Raw genomic sequence first — 18,219 nt, 5'->3', positions numbered from 1 at the left:
CAGCCTGCAACCCCAACCGCGCTTGACGTCAATGCCACGCAGGTGGTCAACGGTCAGCTGGGCGGTCGCAGCATGGGCACCAGGAACTGGCGGGCCACCGCGGCCAGCTGGTCGTCGTCGTCGAGGTCGATGACCTGACTGGGGGTCGCCAGGAAGGAGGCGGAGACCCGGACCATCATCTCGGCCACGAGCTCGGTGTTCAGGTCGCCGGAGACGTGGCCCGCGCGCTGCTCGTGGCGGAGCTGGCCGGCGACGAACTGGCGGACCGTGGCGAGGGTCTGGCCCCCGTCGGCGATCATGGAGGGCACGAGCAGGTCCGGCTCCGCGGCGATCAGGCCGCCGATCAGCGGGTTGTTCCGGATGGCGCGTAACGAGCTGACGAAGCCCAGCACCACGCGGTCGGCGGCGGTGCCGGCCTGCTCGATGTCGATGAGGAACCGGTCGAAGTATCGGCGGAACTCTCGGCGTACGACGTGTTCGACCAGCGCGTCCTTCGTGGCGAAGCGCCGGTAGACCGTGATCCGCGAGACCTTGGCCCGCCGGGCGACGTCCTCCATGGTGGACCGCCTGATCCCCATCCGGCAGAACTGCTCGTAGGCGGCGTCGAGTATGCGGGCGCGGAGCTCGTCGGTGTCGTCGACCCTTTCGACGGCATCAAGGTATGCGCGCTCCAGCAACGACTCCGAGTCCGACGGCGTCATGAGCCCGGACAGCGCAGATTCCACGATCACCTCCTGGAGTTGATTGTGCCTCATTCCCCAACAGCCGCCGATGCGGTCTTGTGATCCCCCTCACAGTGTGCTGTCATGATGATGATACACGGAAGCACTACGTGTTTCATCGTATCAACCAGTGCTTCGCTCCGACCAGGAGGCTCCGGCAAGGAGGAGGAACGAAGGCATGGACAGACCCAGCAGGCGCAACATCCTGAAGGCGGGCGGGGCCCTGGGCGCGCTCGGCGCGCTGAGCGTCGCGGCGCCCGCGTACGCGCAGGTGCCGTGGACGTGGTCGGCCAAAGGCTCGGTGGCGGGCACGGGGGCAGGCACCGACCCGCGATGGGTGTGGGACGAGGAGGCCGACCCGCTGGTCGCCTCGCTGCTCGACCGGGGTGACGTGCCCATGGTCAATCAGCTGTTACGGACCTGGACGAAGAACGGCCAGCCGCTGCCCGCCGGGCTGCCGGCGGACCTGCGGGACTTCATGGAGCGGGCCCGGCAGCTGCCCACGTGGGCCGACCAGGGCAAGCTCGCGACCGCGTTCAGGTTCAACGAGAAGCGCGGCCTCTACCTCGGCGTCCTGTACGGGCTGGCCAGCGGCATGATGAGCACGGTCATCCCGAAGGAGGCGCGCGCGGTCTACTACTCGCAGGGCGGCGCGGACATGAAGGACCGCATCTCCAAGACCGCCAAACTCGGATACGACGTCGGGACCCGCAACGCCTACCAGCCCGACGGCGAGATGATCGTGACCTGCGTCAAGACCCGGCTGGTGCACGCGGCGGTGCGGCACCTGCTGCCGCAGTCCCCGCACTGGCCGGAGGTCGCCGAGGAAGAGATCCCGATCAGCCAGCGAGACATGATGGTCACCTGGCACAGCCTGCCCACGACCGTCATGCAGAAGCTGACCGCCTGGAAGGTGCCCATCCCCGCCGGGGAGTCCGAGGCGTTCCTGCACTCGTGGCAGCTGGCCGCGCACATGCTCGGCATCAAGGACGAGTACATCCCCGCGTCGTGGGCCGAGGCCAACGCCCAGGCCAAGCAGGTCCTGGACCCGGTGCTGGCACCGACGGCCGAAGGCAACAAGCTGGCCGACATCCTCCTCAACCTCGGCTCCCCGGTCGATGCCGGCATCCTGTCCAAACCGATACTCGGCGCGTTCACCCGCTTCATGCTCGGCGACCAGATCGCCGGTTGGCTCAAGATCCCCAGGGAGCCGATCTGGGACCCGCTGCTCAAGGTGGCCTGGGGGCCCTTCATCGCCGTCCGCGAAGGTCTGCTCCCCTTCCCGCTGGCACCGGAGGCCTACTGGCTCTTCGACGAGTTCCTGCGCAAGGCCGCTCTGCTCTTCCTGTCCGAAGCGCGGCCGATCAAGATCGAGATTCCGGAGACGAACCGCCCGTCCTGAGACACGGGCGACGAGCCACATGTCCAGGGGGACTCGAAAGGAGTTCAAGAGCATGGCGGAGCTGAGCAGACGCAAGATGCTGATCTCGGGCGGGGCTCTGGGCGCCCTCGGGGCGCTGGGGATGGCGTCCCCGGCCCAGGCGCGCCCCACGACGCCCTGGACCTGGGCGCCGACCGGCTCGATCGCCGGGTCCGGCGCCGGTGCCGATCCTCGGTGGGTCTGGGACGAGGAGGCCGACCCGCTGGTCGCCTCGCTGATCGATCGCGGTGCCGTGCCCGAGGTCAACCGCCTGCTGTGGGACTGGAACCGCAACGACCAGCCGTTACCCGGCGGGCTGCCGGAGGATCTGCGCTCGTTCATGGACAAGGCCCGCGAGCTGCCGACGTGGGCGGACCCGGCCAAGCTGAGCACCGCGGCCGAGTTCAACAAGTCCAGAGGGCTCTACCTCAACCTGCTCAACGGCGTCGGCGGCGGCATGCTGAGCACCGCCATCCCCAAGGAGGCCCGCGCGGTCTACTACTCCAAGGGTGGCGCGGACATGGAGGATCGGGTCGCCAAGACGAGCATCCTGGGATTCGCCGTCGGCTCACTCAACGCCTACCGGCCCGACGGCACCTGCGTGGTCCAGGCCGTGAAGACCCGGCTGGTGCACGCGGCGGTGCGGCACCTGCTGCAGCAATCTCCGCACTGGAACGGCGAGATCCCGATCAGCCAGGAGGACATGCTGGTCACCTGGCACACCTTGCCGACCTTCGCCATGCGGAAGATGCGCGAATGGAAGGTCCCGATCAGCGCCGCCGACGCCGAGGCGTACCTGCATGTGTGGCAGGTGACCGCGCACCTGCTCGGCATCAGGGACGAATACATCCCCGCCACCTGGGACGCGGCCAACGCTCAGTCGGACCAGATCCTCCCCAGGAACATGGGGCCGACGCCCGAGGGCGTGATCCTGACCGACGTCCTGCTGGGCCAGCTCGCCGAGCAGACCAGCCCCGGCAGCATCAGCCGGCCCCTGTGCAACGCGCTCGCCCGATACCTGGTCGGCAACCAGGTGGCCGATTGGGACGGCATCAGGCGCGAGCCGGTGTGGGACCCGCTGATCGCCACCGCCTGGCCGAAACTGGTTAAGTTCAGAGAGGGTCTCGTTCCGCTGCCGCTCGTGCCCGAGGTCGCCTGGGTCATCGACGAGGCCGCACGGCAGTACATCCTGTTCTTCCTCACCAAGGGCAAGGAGACCAAGATAGAGATTCCCACGGCCAACCGGCCCGAGTGAGCCGCACGATGACGGGATCGAATGTGGACGAGGCCATCGGACGCCGCCGCTTCCTCGGTTACGTGCTGGCGGCACCGACCTTGGTGACCGCCGCCGAACTCGCTCCGATGCCGGGAACGACGGCGGCGGCCGCCGCCGCCCGGCTGCCGTCGCCGGAGCTCACGGACCTGCTCGATCTCAACGACCTGATGACCGCGGCGGCGCTGCCGACCTCGGGCCTGATCTCGGTCGAGGTGAACCGGGACGGCACGGTGTCGTTCGCGTTGCCGCGGGCCGAGGTGGGACAGGGCATCACCACCTCCACGGCCATGCTGATCGCCGAGGAGATGGCCGTGCCGCTGGAACGGGTACGGGTCACCCTGGCCGACGCCCGGCCGGAGCTGGTGTTCAACCAGCTCACCGGCGGATCGAACACGACCTTCGCGACCTACACCCCGATCCGGGTCGCCGCCGCCGTCGCCCGGCTCCGGCTGCTCTCCGCGGCGGCGGCCGAGCTCGGCTCGCCGGTCACCGACCTGACGCTGCGGGCCGGCACGATCACCGATCCCTCCGGCCGCGGCATCGGCATCGGCGCCCTCGCCGAGAAGGCCGCCGGCACCCGGACCCAGCAGGTGTCCGTGACACTCTCGCCGCGCGCGGGCTTCACCGTCATCGGCAAACCGCACAACCGGATCGACGCGCTCGACGCGGTGACCGGGCGTAAGAAGTTCACGATGGACCTCGACGTCCCGGACGCGAAGCCGGCCATGGTGTGCCGCCCGCCGACCATCAACGGCAAAGTCGGCTCGGTGGCCAACCTCGCCGAGGTCCGTGCCATGCCGGGCGTCACCGACGCCGTGGTGATCTCCACCGGGGTGGCGGTGCGCGCCGAGACCTTCGGCCAGTGCATCGACGCCGTACGCGCCCTGCGGGTCTCCTGGAAACCCGGCACCGCGGAGGGCAAGTCCGACGAGAGCGTGCTGCGGGAGCTGGCGGCCGCGGAGCTGCCGATCGGGCTCAGACCGCCGACGCCGATCGTCGAAGGCAGGTTCACCTTCGCCTTCCGCAGCAACAGCGCGCTGGAGCCCAACTGCGCGATCGCCGACGTGCGCACCGACCGTGCCGAGATCTGGTCGGCACTCAAATCGCCCATCGTCGCCCAGCAGGCCATCGCCGCCAAGCTCGGGTTACCGCCGGGCCGGGTCACCGTGCATGTCGCCGAAGGCGGGGGCTCCTTCGGCCGCAAGCTGTTCTTCGACGCCGCGCTGGAAGCCGCCGAGGTGTCCCAGAAGATCGGCAAGCCCGTCAAGCTCATGTGGCACCGCGCCGACGACTCCCGCCAGGGCCGCACCCACCCGATGGCCACCTCCCGGGTACGCGTCGCCTACCTCGGCGACACCGTGCTCAGCTACAAGCAGCGGCACACCAGCGTCGCCACCGACCTCGGCCACGGGCTGGGCGAGATCATCACCGCCCTGGCCGCCCGGCTCCCGGTGGGCGACGCCGGTTTCTCCCAGACGTTCTTCCACCTCAGCCAGGCGGTGTCCTACGACTTCGGCGCCACCAGCCAGCTGCTCAGCGAGACGGACAAGGGCTTCAACACCGGCAGCATGCGCAACGTCTACTCGCCCGACGTCACCTGCGCCCGCGAGCTCATCGTCGATGAGCTCGGCGCGCGGATGGGCAAGGACCCGTACCGGATCCGGACCGACTTCCTCCGGGACGGCCGCTCGCGGGCGGTGCTGGCGAAGGTGGCCGAGGCCGGCGGCTGGGGCCGGCCGATGGCGGCCGGCACCGCGCAGGGCATCGCGTTCCACGCCGAGTACAAGTCGGTCAGCGCCGCCCTGGTGGAGATCGACTGCCGGCCGGAAACCGCCAACCGCCCCATCCGCGACGGCGTGAGCGGCCCGCGCGTCACCAAGGTCGTCTTCGCCGTGGACGTCGGCCTCGCCGTCAACCCGCGCGGCCTGGAAGCGCAGATGATGGGCGGCATCATGGACGGCATCGCGCTGGCCCTGACCTCCAGCCTGCACCTGCGCGACGGATATTTCCTCGAGGCGAGCTGGGACAACTACTTCTACACCCGGCAGTGGAACACCCCGCCCGAGCTCCAGATCATCGTCATGCCCAGCACCTCCGAGACGCCCGGCGGCGCCGGCGAGCTGGGCGTCGCCGCATCGATGGCCGCGGTGGCCTGCGCCTACGGCCGCGCGACCGGAACGATGCCCACCAGCTTCCCCATCAACCACGGCACGCTCTCCTTCACCCCCAAACCGACCATCCCTCCCATACCTCCATCCCCGGCCGACGGCCTGGACCACGCCCGCTGACCCGAGGAGAGCCGCGTGCCCGAGTACACCTTCCGCGTCAACGGCGAGCAGGTCACCGTCGACGTCGCCGGCGACGTGCGCCTGCTGTGGGTGCTGCGCGACATCCTCGGCATCACCGGCCCGAAGTACGGCTGCGGCATCAACGTCTGCAAGGCGTGCACCAGCCACCTCAACGGCAAGGCGGTCAACCCCTGCGCGATCCCCGTCGAGGACCTGCGGCCGGCCGACGAGGTCACGACCATCGAGGGGCTCGCGGCCACGGTCGGCGAGGACCTGCACCCCATGCAGCGGGCCTGGCTCGACCACGACGTCGCCCAGTGCGGCTACTGCCAGCCCGGCCAGATCATGGCCGCCGTGGCGCTGGTCCGCCGCGCCGCCGCCGAGGGCCGCGGGATCACCGACGCCGACCTCGACGGCCTGCGCAACATCTGCCGCTGCGGCACCTACTTCCGCATCCGCGAAGCCATCAGGGCCGGCGCCGAGAACATGTGAGGCCCGGCGGGGTGGACCACCCGTGGTCATCGCCGTAAACCGTCCAGAACCGGCGCGGAGCGCGCTCCTGATCACCCCAGCGTGGGTGCGGAAGAGCCGGGCGCCGCACAAACTGCGCCCGGCTCGTTCGTCTCACATCGGCCCTAGCCGAGGGCCTTCTCCAACTCGGCCTTGGTCATCTGCGAGCGACCCTTGATGTTGCGGCGCTGCGCTTCGGCGTACAGCTGGTCGCGCGTACGGCCGCCGCTCCCGGAGTGCGAGCGCAGCCCGCCGCGCCGGCCCGAGGATATGTCCTGCGTCGACGTACGGCTCGCGGTCTTCGACTCGCCCGCCCTGGCGCGCTCCTTGTTGACCGTGCGGGCCGCGATCTCGGTCGCGCGCTTCTTGCTCGCCCCCCGCTTCTGGGCGCTGTCCTTGATGTGTTCGTACTGGCGTTCCCGCTTCGGGCTCGATCCGCGAGGCATGCTCTCTCCTCCTCTTGCGAATACCTGCGATGGCCGACTCGTCGTCCCATACCCCGGTGAGAGTTACGAAACGGTCGTCTTGCGACAGGAGGGTGCGACGGCGGCGGTAAGGCCCACGCCTGGCAAGGCGATCACTTGTGCCCCTTGCCGCCGCCCTTGCCGGGTGTGCCGAGCTTGTGCCCGTGCTTGACCTTGTCGTTCTTGCCGATGGTCTTCTTCGCCTGGCCCGGCGGCACGGACGCCGCCACCGCGGGGACGCGGGCGGGCCGATCGGCCTGGTGCCGGGCGGCCGGAGTGCCGCGCCTGATCACCACGGGCTGCCCTTGCAGGATCGCGGGGGACGAGGCCGGGATCGACGTGGCGGGCGTGTCGGCGGGCCGCTCGGCGGCGGGCGCGCCGGTCGGCCGGCCGGGCCAGCTGGTGACCGCCAGCACGCCGGCGATCAGCACGGTCACCGCCGCTGCCGGCCGCCTGTACCTGGTATTGAGCCGGCGCCCGGCCGGAGCGGCAGCGGGCCGGGCCGCTTCGGAGGTCGGGAAGGCGGAGCCTGCCGGGAGCAGGGAGTCGGCGGGATCGGCCGGCGGCGGTGCCGGAGCGGGCCTGGCCGCAGGCGACGCCACGGCGCCGGTGACCGGCAGCTGCTCGACGGGCGAGAAGGCGATGCGGTGCAGGTGCCGCCGGGCGGCGTCGATGCCGGTGCGGCAGTCCGGGTCCTTCGCCAGCAGACCGGTGATGAGGGGCGCCAGCGGACCGGCGCGTTCGAAGGGGGCCGGGTCCGCGGTGAGGACGGCGCTGATCGTGGCCACGGCGACGCCCCGCTCGAACGGGCAGCGGCCCTCGACCGCCGTATACAGCGTGACGCCCAGCGACCACAGATCGCTTTCGGCGGTCGGGGCCGCGCCACGGGCGCGTTCGGGGGCGATGTAGGCGGGGGTGCCCACCACGGTGCCTGCCTGGGTGAGAGGTTCCCGGGCCGGCCGCTCCAGGCTGACGGCCAGGCCGAAGTCGGTCAGCACCGCGTGCCGGCCGCCGTCGTCCAGGAGGATGTTGGCCGGCTTGACGTCGCGGTGCACGATGCCCGCGGCGTGCGCCGCCTGCAACGCCGCCAGCACCTGAAGGCCGATCCCGGCCACCTCGGCGGGCGGCAGCGAGCCCCGCTCGGCCAGCACGTTGGCCAGGGTGGGAGCGCGAACCAGCTGCAGCACGATCCACGGCCGCTCGTCGGCCTCCACCACGTCGTAGACGGTGGCGATGTGCGGATGGGACAGCCGGGCGGCCAGGCGGGCCTCGCTCATCGTGCGGCCCAGCAGCACTTCGCGTTCGCACTGCGGCCCCTGGTCGAGGGTGACCTCCTTGATGGCGACCGGGCGATCGAGCAGCTCGTCGTGGCCACGCCAGACTCTGCCCATGCCGCCCCGGCCAAGCTCGGCCTGCAGCCGGTAGCGGCCACCCAGCAACCAACCGTGATATCGCTCCGAAGCGGACATGATGCGCGATCTACCCGGTCAGCGCCCGCCCATGCGCGGGGACGTCGCATACGGGAGTTCGGCGGCCGGAGGCGGGAACACGGTGGCCCGCACTCTCTCTTCCTTCCGAAGGGGGTTCGATGTCACCGCTTCTGACGCAGCATGAGCACTGGCCGGCGGATCGGCTCGACACCGAACACGTCAGTGTGCTGCCGAGTGACGTTTCCCGGCCTGGCACCGGGTAGCTCGGGGCGTTCGAGATGCCCACGCCGTTGCGCCAGGAGATGGAAGTGGCCGTGATCCGCCAGGAGGCAGCTCGCCCGAAAGCAGGCGGGCATTCATGACCGGCGACCGTTCCGGCGGCGACGCAACGATGCGGCAGGACTCAGGCCCCGCGCCGGAAGGGCCGGCGGAGCTGGAGAAGCGCTCCTGGCTGCGCGTGCTGAAGCGCACCGCCAAGGAGTTCCAGGACGACAAGCTGACCGACTGGGCCGCGGCGCTGACCTACTACGGCGTGTTGTCCCTGTTCCCCGCGCTGCTGGCGGCGATCTCCCTGCTCGGCGTGCTGGGCAGCTCCGCCACCCAGCCGCTCCTGGACAACATCAGCGCCCTGGCCCCCGGACCCGCTCGCAGCATCCTCGGCCAGGTGCTGCAGGGTCTGCAGGGCAACCGGCCCGCCGCCGGGGTCGCGACCGTCATCGGCCTGTCGGTCGCCATCTGGTCGGCCTCCGGCTATGTTGGCGCCTTCATCCGGGCCAGCAACATCGTCTACGAGATGGAAGAGGGGCGGCCGATCTGGAAGACCCTGCCGCTGCGCATCGCCATCACGACCGTGCTGGTGATCCTGATGGCCTTCGGCGCGGTCGCGGTGGTGTTCACCGGGCAGCTCGCCGATCAGGCCGGCCGGGTGCTGGGTATCGGCAGCGCCGTGGTGGCCGTCTGGGGCGTCGTCAAGTGGCCGGCCCTGGTGTTCATCGTCGGGCTGATCCTGGCGCTGCTGTACTGGGCGTCCCCCAACGTGAAGCAGCCGGGCCTGCGCTGGGTCACGCCCGGCAGCGTCCTCGCCGTGGTGCTGTGGGTGCTGGCCTCGGCCGCGTTCGGGCTCTACGTGGGTAATTTCGCTTCATACAGCAAGACCTACGCCGCCCTGGCCGGGGTCATCATCTTCCTCGTCTGGCTGTGGATCACCAACATCGCGGTCCTGCTGGGAGTCGAGCTCGATGCCGAGCTGGCTCGCGAGCGTGCCATCGAGATGGGCCGGCCACCGGAGGAAGAGCCGTACGTCGAACCACGCGACACTCGCAAGCTGGACAAGTCATAGAGGTCTCGGCCCATGACGCTGACCAGTTAGAACTTTGACAGTTAGAGGTCTAACAGTTAGAGTTCTGACTATGGATGCACCGAAGCTCACCAGCCCTCTTGAGCTGGTCCGCTGGATCACGTGGGCTCAGCGCAAGGCCGCCGAGGACTGGGTCCGAGCCCGCGAGCTCAGCTTCGAGCAGAGTTTCGTGCTCGGCTACCTGGTCCGGGAGCCCGGCGCGATCCAGCGCGACATCGCGCAGGTGACCCGTACGAGCGCGGCGAGCGTCTCGAGCTTGCTGCAGGGGCTCGAGCGCCGCGGTCTCGTCGAGCGCCGGGTGGAGGCCGGTGACGAGCGCAGCAAACGCGTCTACGCGACGCCGGCCGGCGTCGAGCTCATCGCCGGGCTCGACACCGCGATGGCCGCCGCCGACGAGACGATCCTGGCCCCGCTGGACCAGGCCGAGCGGGCCACCCTGCACGCCCTGCTCGCGAAGATCACCGCGGAGCTGCCGCAACCGACGCGGACGTAACCACGACTGCGCGCGGCCCGGCCGCGCATCCGGAACATCCTCGCCGTGCCGGCGTCCGCCGGCGCGCGCTCGAACATGCCCGAAAAGGAGCCACCATGCACACTCCCGTCACGATCATCGGCGCCGGACTCGGCGGACTCACGCTGGCCCGCGTCCTGCACGTCCACGGCATCCCATCCACGGTCTACGAGGCGGAGACCTCGCCGACGGCGCGCGCCCAGGGCGGGATGCTCGACATCCACGACTACAACGGCCAGCCGGCTCTGCGGGCGGCCGGCCTGATCGAGGAGTTCCGCAGCCTCATCCTGGAAGGCCGCCAGGCGATCCGGGTCCTCGACCGGGACGGGGCCGTCCTGTTCGAACGGGCCGACGACGGCACGGACGGCCGCCCCGAGGTGCTGCGCGGCGAGCTGCGACGCATCCTGCTCGACTCGCTCCCGGCCGGCACCGTCCGGTGGGGTCACAAGGTCAGCGGCGTGCGTGCCCTCGGGGAGGGCCGCCACGAGGTGACCTTCGCCGACGGCACCTCTGTCGTCACGAGCCTGCTGGTCGGCGCGGACGGCGCGTGGTCGCGGGTACGGCCGCTGCTGTCCGACGCCACACCCCAGTACATCGGCAGGTCGTTCGTCGAGACCTTCCTGCTCGACGCCGACACCCGGCACCCGGCCAGCGCGAAGGCGGTCGGCGGCGGGTCCCTGTTCGTGCCCGAGCCGGGCAAGGGGATCCAGGCCCACCGGGAGAGCGGCGGCACCCTGCACACCTACGTGGCGCTCACCGAGCCGCAGGACTGGTTCGCCGCCATCGATTTCACCGACCCCGCCGCAGCCGCCGCGCGGATCGCGCGGGAGTTCGACGGCTGGGCGCCGGAGCTGACCGCGCTGATCACCGCTGGTGACACCGCGCCGGTCCTGCGGCCCCTCCACGCTCTGCCGATCGGGCACCGGTGGGATCGGGTGCCGGGGGTGACCCTGCTCGGCGACGCCGCCCACCTCTCGGCCCCGAACGGCGAAGGCGCCAACCTGGCCATGTACGACGGCGCCGAGCTCGGCAAGGCCATCGCCGCCCATCCTGACGCCGTCGAAGCCGCCCTCGCCGAGTACGAGCAGACCATGTTCCTCCGCGGCGCCGAAGCCGCGGCCGAAGGCACCCAGCTCCACGAATTCCTCTTCGGGGACCACGCACCCCACAGCCTGGTCGCCGCGTTCACCGAAGACGATCTCTCCTGAAGCCGGAGCGGCCATCACCCGGCCGGCCGGCCTCCTGGTCGCCGCCTTCATCCTCGCGGCCACCGTGCTGTCGCCGCCGACACTGCGCGGACGCCTACTCGGCCGTAACCGGCGAACGGCCCCATCGGGCGGCCGCTGAGCCGGCCGGCGGGTCAGCGGGCGCGGGGGAGGGAGAACCGCTGGGCGAAGGCGGACATCTCATCGCGTTGCTGCTCTGGTTCCGTCGTGGTGGGACTGACCACGATGCGGGTCACGCCCTGCGCGGCGAAGTCCTCGACCTGCTCGGCGGACATGTCGATCGACCCCCATCGCGTGTACTCCAGGGCGCCGGGGTCACGGCCCGCGTCCGCCGCGGTGGTCCTGGCCAGCTCCCACTGGCTCGCGCGTTCCTCCAAGGGGAGCGCGCCGCCGGGGAAGTAGCCGTCGCCGTGCCGCCCGGCGCGGCGCGCGGCCGCCCGGCTCGATCCTCCGACGTGGATGGGCAGGTGCGTGGCACCGTGGGGCTTCGGATAGCTGGTCAGGTCGTCGAAGCCGAAGAACTCGCCGTCGAAGCTGACGCCCTTCTCGTCGCCTTCCCACAGCAGCCGCAACACCTCGATGGCCTCGTCGGTACGGCGTCCCCGGGTGCCGAAGTCGACCCCCGTCGCCCTGGCCTCGCCGGGCAGGGTGCCCAATCCCACGGTGAGCAGCCGCATCCGCCCCTTGGACAGGACGTCGATGGTCGCCAGGCGCTTGGCCAGGACCACAGGGTGGTGGTACGGCAGCAAGAGCACGGCGGTGCCGAGCAGGATGCGCTCGGTGGCCGCCGCGACGAAGGCCAGGCAGTCGAGCGGATCGGGGTAGGGCAGGGCCGGCGGGAACTCGAAGAGACCGACCCTGGCGCCGGGGTACAGCACGATGTGCTCGGGCAGGTACAGCCCCTCGAAACCGCAGTGCTCGGCATGCCGGGCATAGGCTACGAGGTGGTCAGGGTCGATGCCGTCGGCTGTCGAGTAGCTGATCGCGAATTTCATCGTCATCCTCAAGGTCACGGTTCGCGGCGACGCTACACCCCTGACACCGGTGTCAAGGCAACCCCGCGGCGCGCTTCCCGGCCCCGTCCGACGCGGCCGGCATCGTGGCCGTCCTCGCCTCCGCCGCCAACGGCGACAGCACCGGATCCGCGGTGCCGGTCCCGGGCGGAATGTGACCAGAGCGCCCCCGGTCAGGGCCTGGTGGCGCTCACCATTCGGCGAAGGAGCCGTCCGGGTGCCGCCACAGGGGGCTGCGCCAGCGATGGCCTTCCCGCGCCATCCGCTCCACCTCGGCCTCGTCGACGTCGATGCCGAGCCCGGGGCGGGTGGTGCGGGTGGCGTACCCGGCGGTGAAGGTCAGGGGGTCCGGGTCGACGAGGTAGTCCAGGAGGTCGTTGCCCTGGTTGTAGTGGATGCCGACGCTCTGCTCCTGGATGAGGAAGTTGGGGATGGCGAAGGCGAGCTGCAGGCTGGCGGCCAGGGAGATGGGGCCGAGGGGACAGTGCGGGGCCATGGTGACGTCGTAGGTCTCGGCCATGGAGGCGATCCGGCGGACCTCCGAGATCCCGCAGGCGTGGCTCACGTCCGGTTGCGCTACGGCGATGCCGTGCCCGATGACGTCGCGGAAGTCCCACCGGGAGTAGAGGCGCTCGCCGGTGGCGAGCGGGATGGAGGTGCTCGCGGCGAGTGCCGCGAGGTTGCGCGAGTGCTCGGGCAGCACCGCCTCCTCCACGAAGAGCGGGAGGTACGGCTCCAGCAAGGGCAGCAGCCCGCGGGCCATGGCGGTGGAGGCCCGGCCGTGCAGGTCCACCACGAGGTCATGGTCGGGGCCGATGGCTTCGCGGACGGCGGCGACGCGCTGGACGACCTCCATGGTGCGGGCGGGGGTGTCGACGGCGGTGAGCTCGCCGGAGCCGTTCATCTTGATGGCGGTGAACCCGGCTTCGATCTGGGCCGCCGCGAGCTCGGCGACCTCGGCGGGCCGGTCGCCGCCGATCCAGGCGTACATGCGGACCTTCTCGCGCACCGGCCCGCCCAGCAGCTGGTGCACCGGCAGCCCGGCGGACTTGCCGGCGATGTCCCACAACGCCTGGTCGATGCCGGCGACCGCGCTGGACAGCACCGGGCCGCCCCGGTAGAAGCCGCCCTTGGTGAGGACCTGCCAGTGGTCCTCGATGCGCAGCGGGTCCTCGCCGATCAGGTGGTCGCTGAGCTCGGCGACGGCGGCGCGGACGGTTTCGGCCCGGCCTTCGACGACCGGCTCGCCCCAGCCGGTGATGCCTTCGTCGGTGCGGATGCGTAGGAACAGCCAGCGCGGCGGGACGAGGAAGGTGTCCATGGACACGATCTTCATGAGGTTCCGTTCTAGGAAGAAGTGGTGGAGACGCTCCAGCCGCCGTCGACGGCCAGGCAGGCTCCGGTGATGAACGAGGCTTCCGGCGCGGCGAGGAAGGCCACGGCGGCGGCCACCTCATCGGGGGTGCCGAAGCGACCGGCGGGAGTCTCGGCCACGGTCGCGGCGCGCCCCTCCTCGTCAATGCCGTCCCAGGCCGGGCCCATGATCGGGCCGGGGACGACCGCGTTGACCCGGACACGGGGGGCGTACTCGACGGCCAGTTGCCGGGTCAGGGCCTCCAGCCCGCCCTTGCTGGGCGGCGTACGGGCCGCAGCCCGGGATCCCCGTCCTGGCGTGCACCGACGAAGTGATCACCAGGGCCCCCGACGTCTCGGCCAGCAGCGGGCAGAAGGCGCGCGCCGCCAGGTAGGCCGCCTTCAGCACCACGTCGATCTGCAGGTCCCAGTCTTCCTCGGGCATCTCGTGGACGGGGCGGGCGGGCACGACGCGGCCGGGACCGTAGCAGTGCAGGACGTCCAGGCGGCCGAAACGGCTCGTCACAGCCTAGTGCGCGGCGGCCCAGCCGGCGGCCGAGGCGACATCGAGGTGCAGGTAGGTGCCGCTGACGGAGCCGGCCAGGTGCCTGCCGGGCTCGTCGGCTATGTCGGCGAGCAGCACGTGCGCGCCCTCGGCCGCCAGCCGGCGGGCGGTGGCGGCGCCGATGCCGGACGCGGTCCCGGTGACCAGCGCGGTCCTGCCGTCGAAACGCCCCATCAGCCGGCCTCGGTGAACAGGGCGTTGGCGCGCCGCTGCAGCTCGACGTCGGCCCACATCGGGTGCTGGGGGGCGGCGTTGGAGCACACGACGGTGCCCCACGCGCCGACCCGCCGGGCGTGCCCGACGGCCTGGAGACAGATCTCGGCACCCACCGCGCCCTCCTCGAACGTGCCGTGCAAAGGGGTGTACCCGACCCAGCCCTCGCCGAAGACGACGGGGAGATCGCGGGCGGCGGCCCAGTCGGCGGCCACCTCGATCCACAGGCGCAGCTTCTCGGCCATGCCGTGCCGGTAGACGGCGTAGCGGTCGTACAGCCAGCGGTTGAAGCGGGCGGGGTCGCACCAGTCGTGCAGATAGACCTCGCGGGGCGGGACCACCGTGGCCGCGCTGCGCCACGCCTGCTCGGGATACCAGTCCTCCAGGTCGGGGGCCTCCGGGCGCAGCAGCTCCCGCCGGGCGCGCTCCTGCGGGAACGGCAGCGAGGTGTCGCGCAACGCGAAGGTGCCGATGAGCTCGTCCAGCACGCCGTAGACGTAGGGGTGGAAGACGGCGACGTCGATGTTGCCCGGGATGCCGCGCATCTCGCGGCGTCGGTGAGGCGCTTGGCCGACTCGGTGAAGGTCTTCACGTAGCCCGGGTCGTGCGTCCAGAAGTTGATCGTCACGGCGTCCGACCTGACCGCCGCGCCGCCGCCCGCCCCGCCGCCGCAGGCGCCGAGGATCGGCGCGGCGAGCAGGCCACCGCCGATCAGACCGGTCCGGCGCAGGAAGGTCCGCCGCGTCACGTCGCTCATCGTCGACTCCTTCGTTGGGGGTGTGATCTGCCCGGATACGGGACTTGACGAGCAGAATGCCGTTACGCTCGACCGATGTCAACAATAAATATGATTACTTTTTACAATAGTATGTTCTCAAGGAAACGTGAGCTGTCTACGGGGACGGTGGCCGGGGTGCGGACATGGCATGATTCCGCCATGACGGAGATCGGGAAATCCGGTGCGCACGACCGGGTGGTCCGCAGCCTGGGCGCGGCCATCGTCGGCGGGGACATCGGGCCTGATGAGGATCTCGATGTGGTGGCGCTGCAGGAGCGCTTCGCGGTGAGCAGGACGGCCGTGCGGGAGGCGCTGCGCGTGCTGGCCGCCAAGGGCCTGGTGGGGGCCCGGCCCCGGCGGGGCACGTTCGTCGCGCCGCGCGAGCAGTGGGCGCTGCTCGACGCTGATGTGCTGCGCTGGCGTTTCGCCGATCGGGTGGACGAGCGCTTCCTGGACGAGCTGGGCGAGGTCCGGCTGACGGTGGAGCCGGCGGTGGCGCGCATGGCGGCGTTGCGTCGCACTGATCGTGACCTGGCCGATCTGGAGGATGCGCTGGCGGCGATGCGGGCGGCGGTGGGCAGGTCGACCGGCGATCACGTGGAGGCCGATCTGGTCTTCCACCATGCGCTGCTGCGGGCCGCGCACAACGAGCTGATGGCGCAGATGGCCACCGCGATCGAGGCGGGGCTGCGGCTACGCGATCAGTTCGTGCACGCGGCGGTCACCAGCGAGTCCACCGACAAGCACGCCGAGGTGCTGCTCGCCGTGCGCAAGCAGCGGCCGAAGGCGGCCGAGACCGCGATGCGGGCGCTCATCGAGCGCTCGATCGCGGACGTCGAGCTGGCCAAGAAGATGCACGGCAAGCAGAGCGGGCCTTGAAGGGGTCTCGTCACCCGCCGCCCGTGACCACGACGCGGGGCACCGGGATCAGGGTGACCGACCGCAGTTCCAGCGCGCTGCCGTCGCGGTAGGCGGGGCGTACCTCGGGGGAGACGAACACGGGGGCGTCCGCGCGCAGCGGCAGCAGCCTCAGCTCCAGCCCGTGCTCCAGGACGTCCTCGCGGAACCTGCGCAGCCCGATCTCCCAGGCCGGGCCGTACCAGAACTGGTCGGCCACCAACCGGTCCCCGATGTAGGCCCGGCCCACGTCGCCGGTCCAGTCCAGCCGCAGCAGCACCTCGCCGTCCCCGGCGAAGGCCTCGGCGGGGACGGTGATCCGGTAGACGGCGGCCTGGTCGAAGTCCGCGTCCGTCGGCGCGGAGGCCCGCCCGGAGACGGCGTCGATCACCGGCTGCCGTGCCGGGCCCGCCGGCTTGAGCGCCTCGACCCCGGCCGGGGGCGCCGCGTCCCCGTGGGCTGGCAGCGGGATCAGGCCGAACACGCCATCAGTCAGAGTTTCGAAGGGCGGGGCCTCGAAGGGCGGGGCCGCGAAGGACGGGGCCGCGTCCTTCGAGGCCCTGAAGGACGGGGCCGCGAAAGGCGGGGGCGGGAAGACCCGGACGGCGTCGCCGGAGCCGTACACCGTCAGTCGGCCGTCGTCGATGACGGCGGGCCGGTCGCTCAGCACGAGCCGGTCGGCGTCCCAGAGCCGGCCGCGGGTCGCGGTCAGGGCGCTGTCACCGTCCAGCACGAGGACGGCCGCCCGCCCGCCCCCGGCGTCCGTCACCCGCAGCAGGCACCCAGGACCCGGCGTCAGCTCCGTGACCACGACGCGGTCTCCCACGCGCCGGACGGTCGCGGGGCCTTCGACCTCCGTCACCGTCGCACCGTCGAAGACCAGCTCCACCGCGATGCCGGCGGTCTGCGCGAACACATGCACCGGCTCCCCGGCCTCGACCACGCCCATCGGCTGGGCGGTCGCCGTCAGCAGCACACCGGCCCCGACCTTCCGGGCGAGCGGCCAGACGAAATACGCCCCCGACGGCACCGTCACCGGCTCGCTCGGCACGACGAGCTCGCGCCCGTCCAGCTCCACGGCGAACTGGACGCCGTCATGGGCGGGCAGCGTCTCGACGGGCTGGTGGTTGTTGACGAACAGGAATCCCGAGCGCCCGTCCGAACGCACGCACCACCGCAGCGTCTCGCGGTCGGCCGTGTCCGCCGGCGCGCCCTGCGGCATGGTCAGCGTCATGGTGGCCAGGTCGGGCCCGTCGCAGGCCAGCCAGAGGTGCTGCAGCCGCAGGTGGCGATAGGAGTCGCGGAACTGGCCGTACTCGCCGAGCGGGGCCTGGAAGTCGTAGTTGATCACCGGGCAGTCGTTCGGGTAGCCGGTGGCGTGCGACTCCTGCAACGTGGACAGCTCGCCGATCTTCTGCGAGGCGCCGTGGTACATGTAGTAGCCCTGCCACACCGACCCGCTGCCGAGCTTGACCAGCGCCAGCGCGGCGACGTCGGGGGCCGCCACGACGGGGCGGCGATGGTAGGAGGTGTACATCCCGCCGCCCAGCTCACAGGTGGCGAACGGGTAGCGCGCCAAGTGGCTCTCGTCGGAGGCGGCGACCTCGGTGGTCCGCAGGTCGGCGCCGATCGAGTCGTCGTCCCGGCCGGGGCCGAAGAAGTAGTGGGCCCGGCTCTGCTGCGGCCAGCCGTCATGGGCGGTGTCCCAGGCGGCCTCGGAGTAGCCGCCGAACAGCGGGATCAGCTCGTCGGCCGGCAACCGCGCGTGCCCCCACCCGGTGGCCGTCCACAACGGCGCGTCGATGCCGGCCGCCTTGGCGATGCGCTTCAGCGTGACGAGATGCTCCGGCTGGTCGTACAGCTCGTTCTCCACCTGCACCGCCACCACGGGACCGCCGTGCTCGCGGGTCAGGCCCGCGAGCTGGGCGCCGATCTGCTCGAACAGCGGCCAGACCAGCTCGATGTAGCGCGGATCGTCGGTACGCGGCACGCAGTCCGCGGCGAGCACCCAGTCGGGGAAACCGCCGTTGCGCGACTCCCCGTGCCCCCACGGCCCGATCCGCACCACCACGTCGAGCCCCAGCTCGGCACAGGTCGCCACGAAACGCCGCAGGTCGCGGTCGCCGCTCCAGTCGAAGGTGCCGCGCTGCTCCTCGTGCAGGTTCCAGAAGACGTAGGCGGCGACCACGCCCACCC

Annotated in this window: 16 protein-coding genes and 1 pseudogene; 8 read left to right on the top strand and 9 right to left on the bottom strand. The window is 71.2% G+C overall.

The window, feature by feature from the left end:
• Positions 1 to 53: 53 nt before the first annotated feature.
• Positions 54 to 701 carry a TetR/AcrR family transcriptional regulator gene (locus ETD85_RS07675; protein ID WP_206058165.1) on the bottom strand — a complete coding sequence of 216 codons (648 nt, stop codon included), beginning with the start codon at positions 699 to 701 and terminating at the stop codon, positions 54 to 56.
• 199 nt (positions 702 to 900) lie between these two features.
• Here ETD85_RS07675 and ETD85_RS07670 point away from each other — a divergent pair, with 199 nt between their 5' ends.
• From ETD85_RS07670 to ETD85_RS07655, 4 genes are read left to right on the top strand one after another with little or no spacing between them, the layout of a single operon-like run.
• On the top strand, positions 901 to 2,124 hold the full coding sequence (locus ETD85_RS07670; protein ID WP_138688909.1) for an oxygenase MpaB family protein: 1,224 nt from the start codon (positions 901 to 903) through the stop codon (positions 2,122 to 2,124).
• 52 nt (positions 2,125 to 2,176) lie between these two features.
• Positions 2,177 to 3,397: an oxygenase MpaB family protein gene (locus ETD85_RS07665; RefSeq protein ID WP_138688908.1), complete on the top strand. Its 1,221-nt coding sequence runs from the start codon at positions 2,177 to 2,179 to the stop codon at positions 3,395 to 3,397.
• 8 nt (positions 3,398 to 3,405) lie between these two features.
• Positions 3,406 to 5,706: a molybdopterin cofactor-binding domain-containing protein gene (locus ETD85_RS07660; RefSeq protein ID WP_138688907.1), complete on the top strand. Its 2,301-nt coding sequence runs from the start codon at positions 3,406 to 3,408 to the stop codon at positions 5,704 to 5,706.
• A 15-nt stretch (positions 5,707 to 5,721) separates the two neighbouring features.
• The gene (locus tag ETD85_RS07655) at positions 5,722 to 6,198 is read left to right on the top strand and encodes a (2Fe-2S)-binding protein (protein ID WP_138688906.1); all 477 of its coding nucleotides are present in this window, start codon (positions 5,722 to 5,724) and stop codon (positions 6,196 to 6,198) included.
• Positions 6,199 to 6,341: 143 nt separating this feature from the next.
• Here the strand turns inward: ETD85_RS07655 and ETD85_RS07650 are convergent, their stop codons facing one another.
• Both ETD85_RS07650 and ETD85_RS07645 read right to left on the bottom strand, forming a co-directional pair.
• Positions 6,342 to 6,662 carry a plasmid stabilization protein gene (locus ETD85_RS07650; protein ID WP_138688905.1) on the bottom strand — a complete coding sequence of 107 codons (321 nt, stop codon included), beginning with the start codon at positions 6,660 to 6,662 and terminating at the stop codon, positions 6,342 to 6,344.
• Between the two features lie 131 nt (positions 6,663 to 6,793).
• Positions 6,794 to 8,119 (bottom strand): serine/threonine-protein kinase, encoded by a 1,326-nt coding sequence (locus tag ETD85_RS07645; RefSeq protein ID WP_170246554.1) that lies wholly within the window; start codon positions 8,117 to 8,119, stop codon positions 6,794 to 6,796.
• 349 nt (positions 8,120 to 8,468) lie between these two features.
• Between ETD85_RS07645 and ETD85_RS07640 the strand changes: the two genes are divergently transcribed.
• From ETD85_RS07640 to ETD85_RS07630, 3 genes are all read left to right on the top strand, one after another.
• Complete coding sequence (locus ETD85_RS07640) at positions 8,469 to 9,449, top strand: YihY/virulence factor BrkB family protein (protein WP_138688903.1); 981 nt, start codon at positions 8,469 to 8,471, stop codon at positions 9,447 to 9,449.
• Between the two features lie 70 nt (positions 9,450 to 9,519).
• Entirely contained in the window at positions 9,520 to 9,960 is a 441-nt protein-coding gene (locus ETD85_RS07635) for a MarR family winged helix-turn-helix transcriptional regulator (protein WP_138688902.1), read from the top strand.
• Positions 9,961 to 10,055: 95 nt separating this feature from the next.
• Positions 10,056 to 11,186, top strand: a complete 1,131-nt coding sequence (locus tag ETD85_RS07630) for an FAD-dependent oxidoreductase (protein WP_138688901.1) — start codon at positions 10,056 to 10,058, stop codon at positions 11,184 to 11,186.
• Positions 11,187 to 11,338: 152 nt separating this feature from the next.
• Here the strand turns inward: ETD85_RS07630 and ETD85_RS07625 are convergent, their stop codons facing one another.
• From ETD85_RS07625 to ETD85_RS07610, 5 genes and pseudogenes are all read right to left on the bottom strand, one after another.
• Positions 11,339 to 12,199 carry a TIGR03619 family F420-dependent LLM class oxidoreductase gene (locus tag ETD85_RS07625; protein WP_138688900.1) on the bottom strand — a complete coding sequence of 287 codons (861 nt, stop codon included), beginning with the start codon at positions 12,197 to 12,199 and terminating at the stop codon, positions 11,339 to 11,341.
• 208 nt (positions 12,200 to 12,407) lie between these two features.
• Positions 12,408 to 13,553: a galactonate dehydratase gene (dgoD, locus tag ETD85_RS07620; RefSeq protein ID WP_138688899.1), complete on the bottom strand. Its 1,146-nt coding sequence runs from the start codon at positions 13,551 to 13,553 to the stop codon at positions 12,408 to 12,410.
• An 11-nt stretch (positions 13,554 to 13,564) separates the two neighbouring features.
• Positions 13,565 to 13,816: an SDR family oxidoreductase gene (locus ETD85_RS66710; RefSeq protein WP_276617193.1), complete on the bottom strand. Its 252-nt coding sequence runs from the start codon at positions 13,814 to 13,816 to the stop codon at positions 13,565 to 13,567.
• Positions 13,734 to 14,309, bottom strand: a pseudogene (locus ETD85_RS07615) (SDR family NAD(P)-dependent oxidoreductase). Before ETD85_RS07615 ends, ETD85_RS66710 begins: the two are co-directional and overlap by 83 nt.
• The gene (locus ETD85_RS07610; RefSeq protein WP_138688898.1) at positions 14,309 to 14,893 is read right to left on the bottom strand and encodes a hypothetical protein; all 585 of its coding nucleotides are present in this window, start codon (positions 14,891 to 14,893) and stop codon (positions 14,309 to 14,311) included. Before ETD85_RS07610 ends, ETD85_RS07615 begins: the two are co-directional and overlap by 1 nt.
• 392 nt (positions 14,894 to 15,285) lie before the next feature.
• Here ETD85_RS07610 and ETD85_RS07605 point away from each other — a divergent pair, with 392 nt between their 5' ends.
• Positions 15,286 to 16,005, top strand: a complete 720-nt coding sequence (locus tag ETD85_RS07605; RefSeq protein ID WP_138688897.1) for a FadR/GntR family transcriptional regulator — start codon at positions 15,286 to 15,288, stop codon at positions 16,003 to 16,005.
• A 10-nt stretch (positions 16,006 to 16,015) separates the two neighbouring features.
• On the opposite strand, the gene ETD85_RS07600 is transcribed toward ETD85_RS07605, so the two are convergent.
• A partial coding sequence (locus ETD85_RS07600; RefSeq protein ID WP_138688896.1) for a beta-galactosidase occupies positions 16,016 to 18,219 on the bottom strand: 2,204 nt, incomplete at its 5' end.

Source organism: Nonomuraea zeae (assembly GCF_005889725.1).
Taxonomy (GTDB): Bacteria; Actinomycetota; Actinomycetes; order Streptosporangiales; family Streptosporangiaceae; genus Nonomuraea; species Nonomuraea zeae.
Note: the sequence above shows the minus strand (reverse complement) of the source record. Positions and strands in the feature narration are given on the sequence as shown.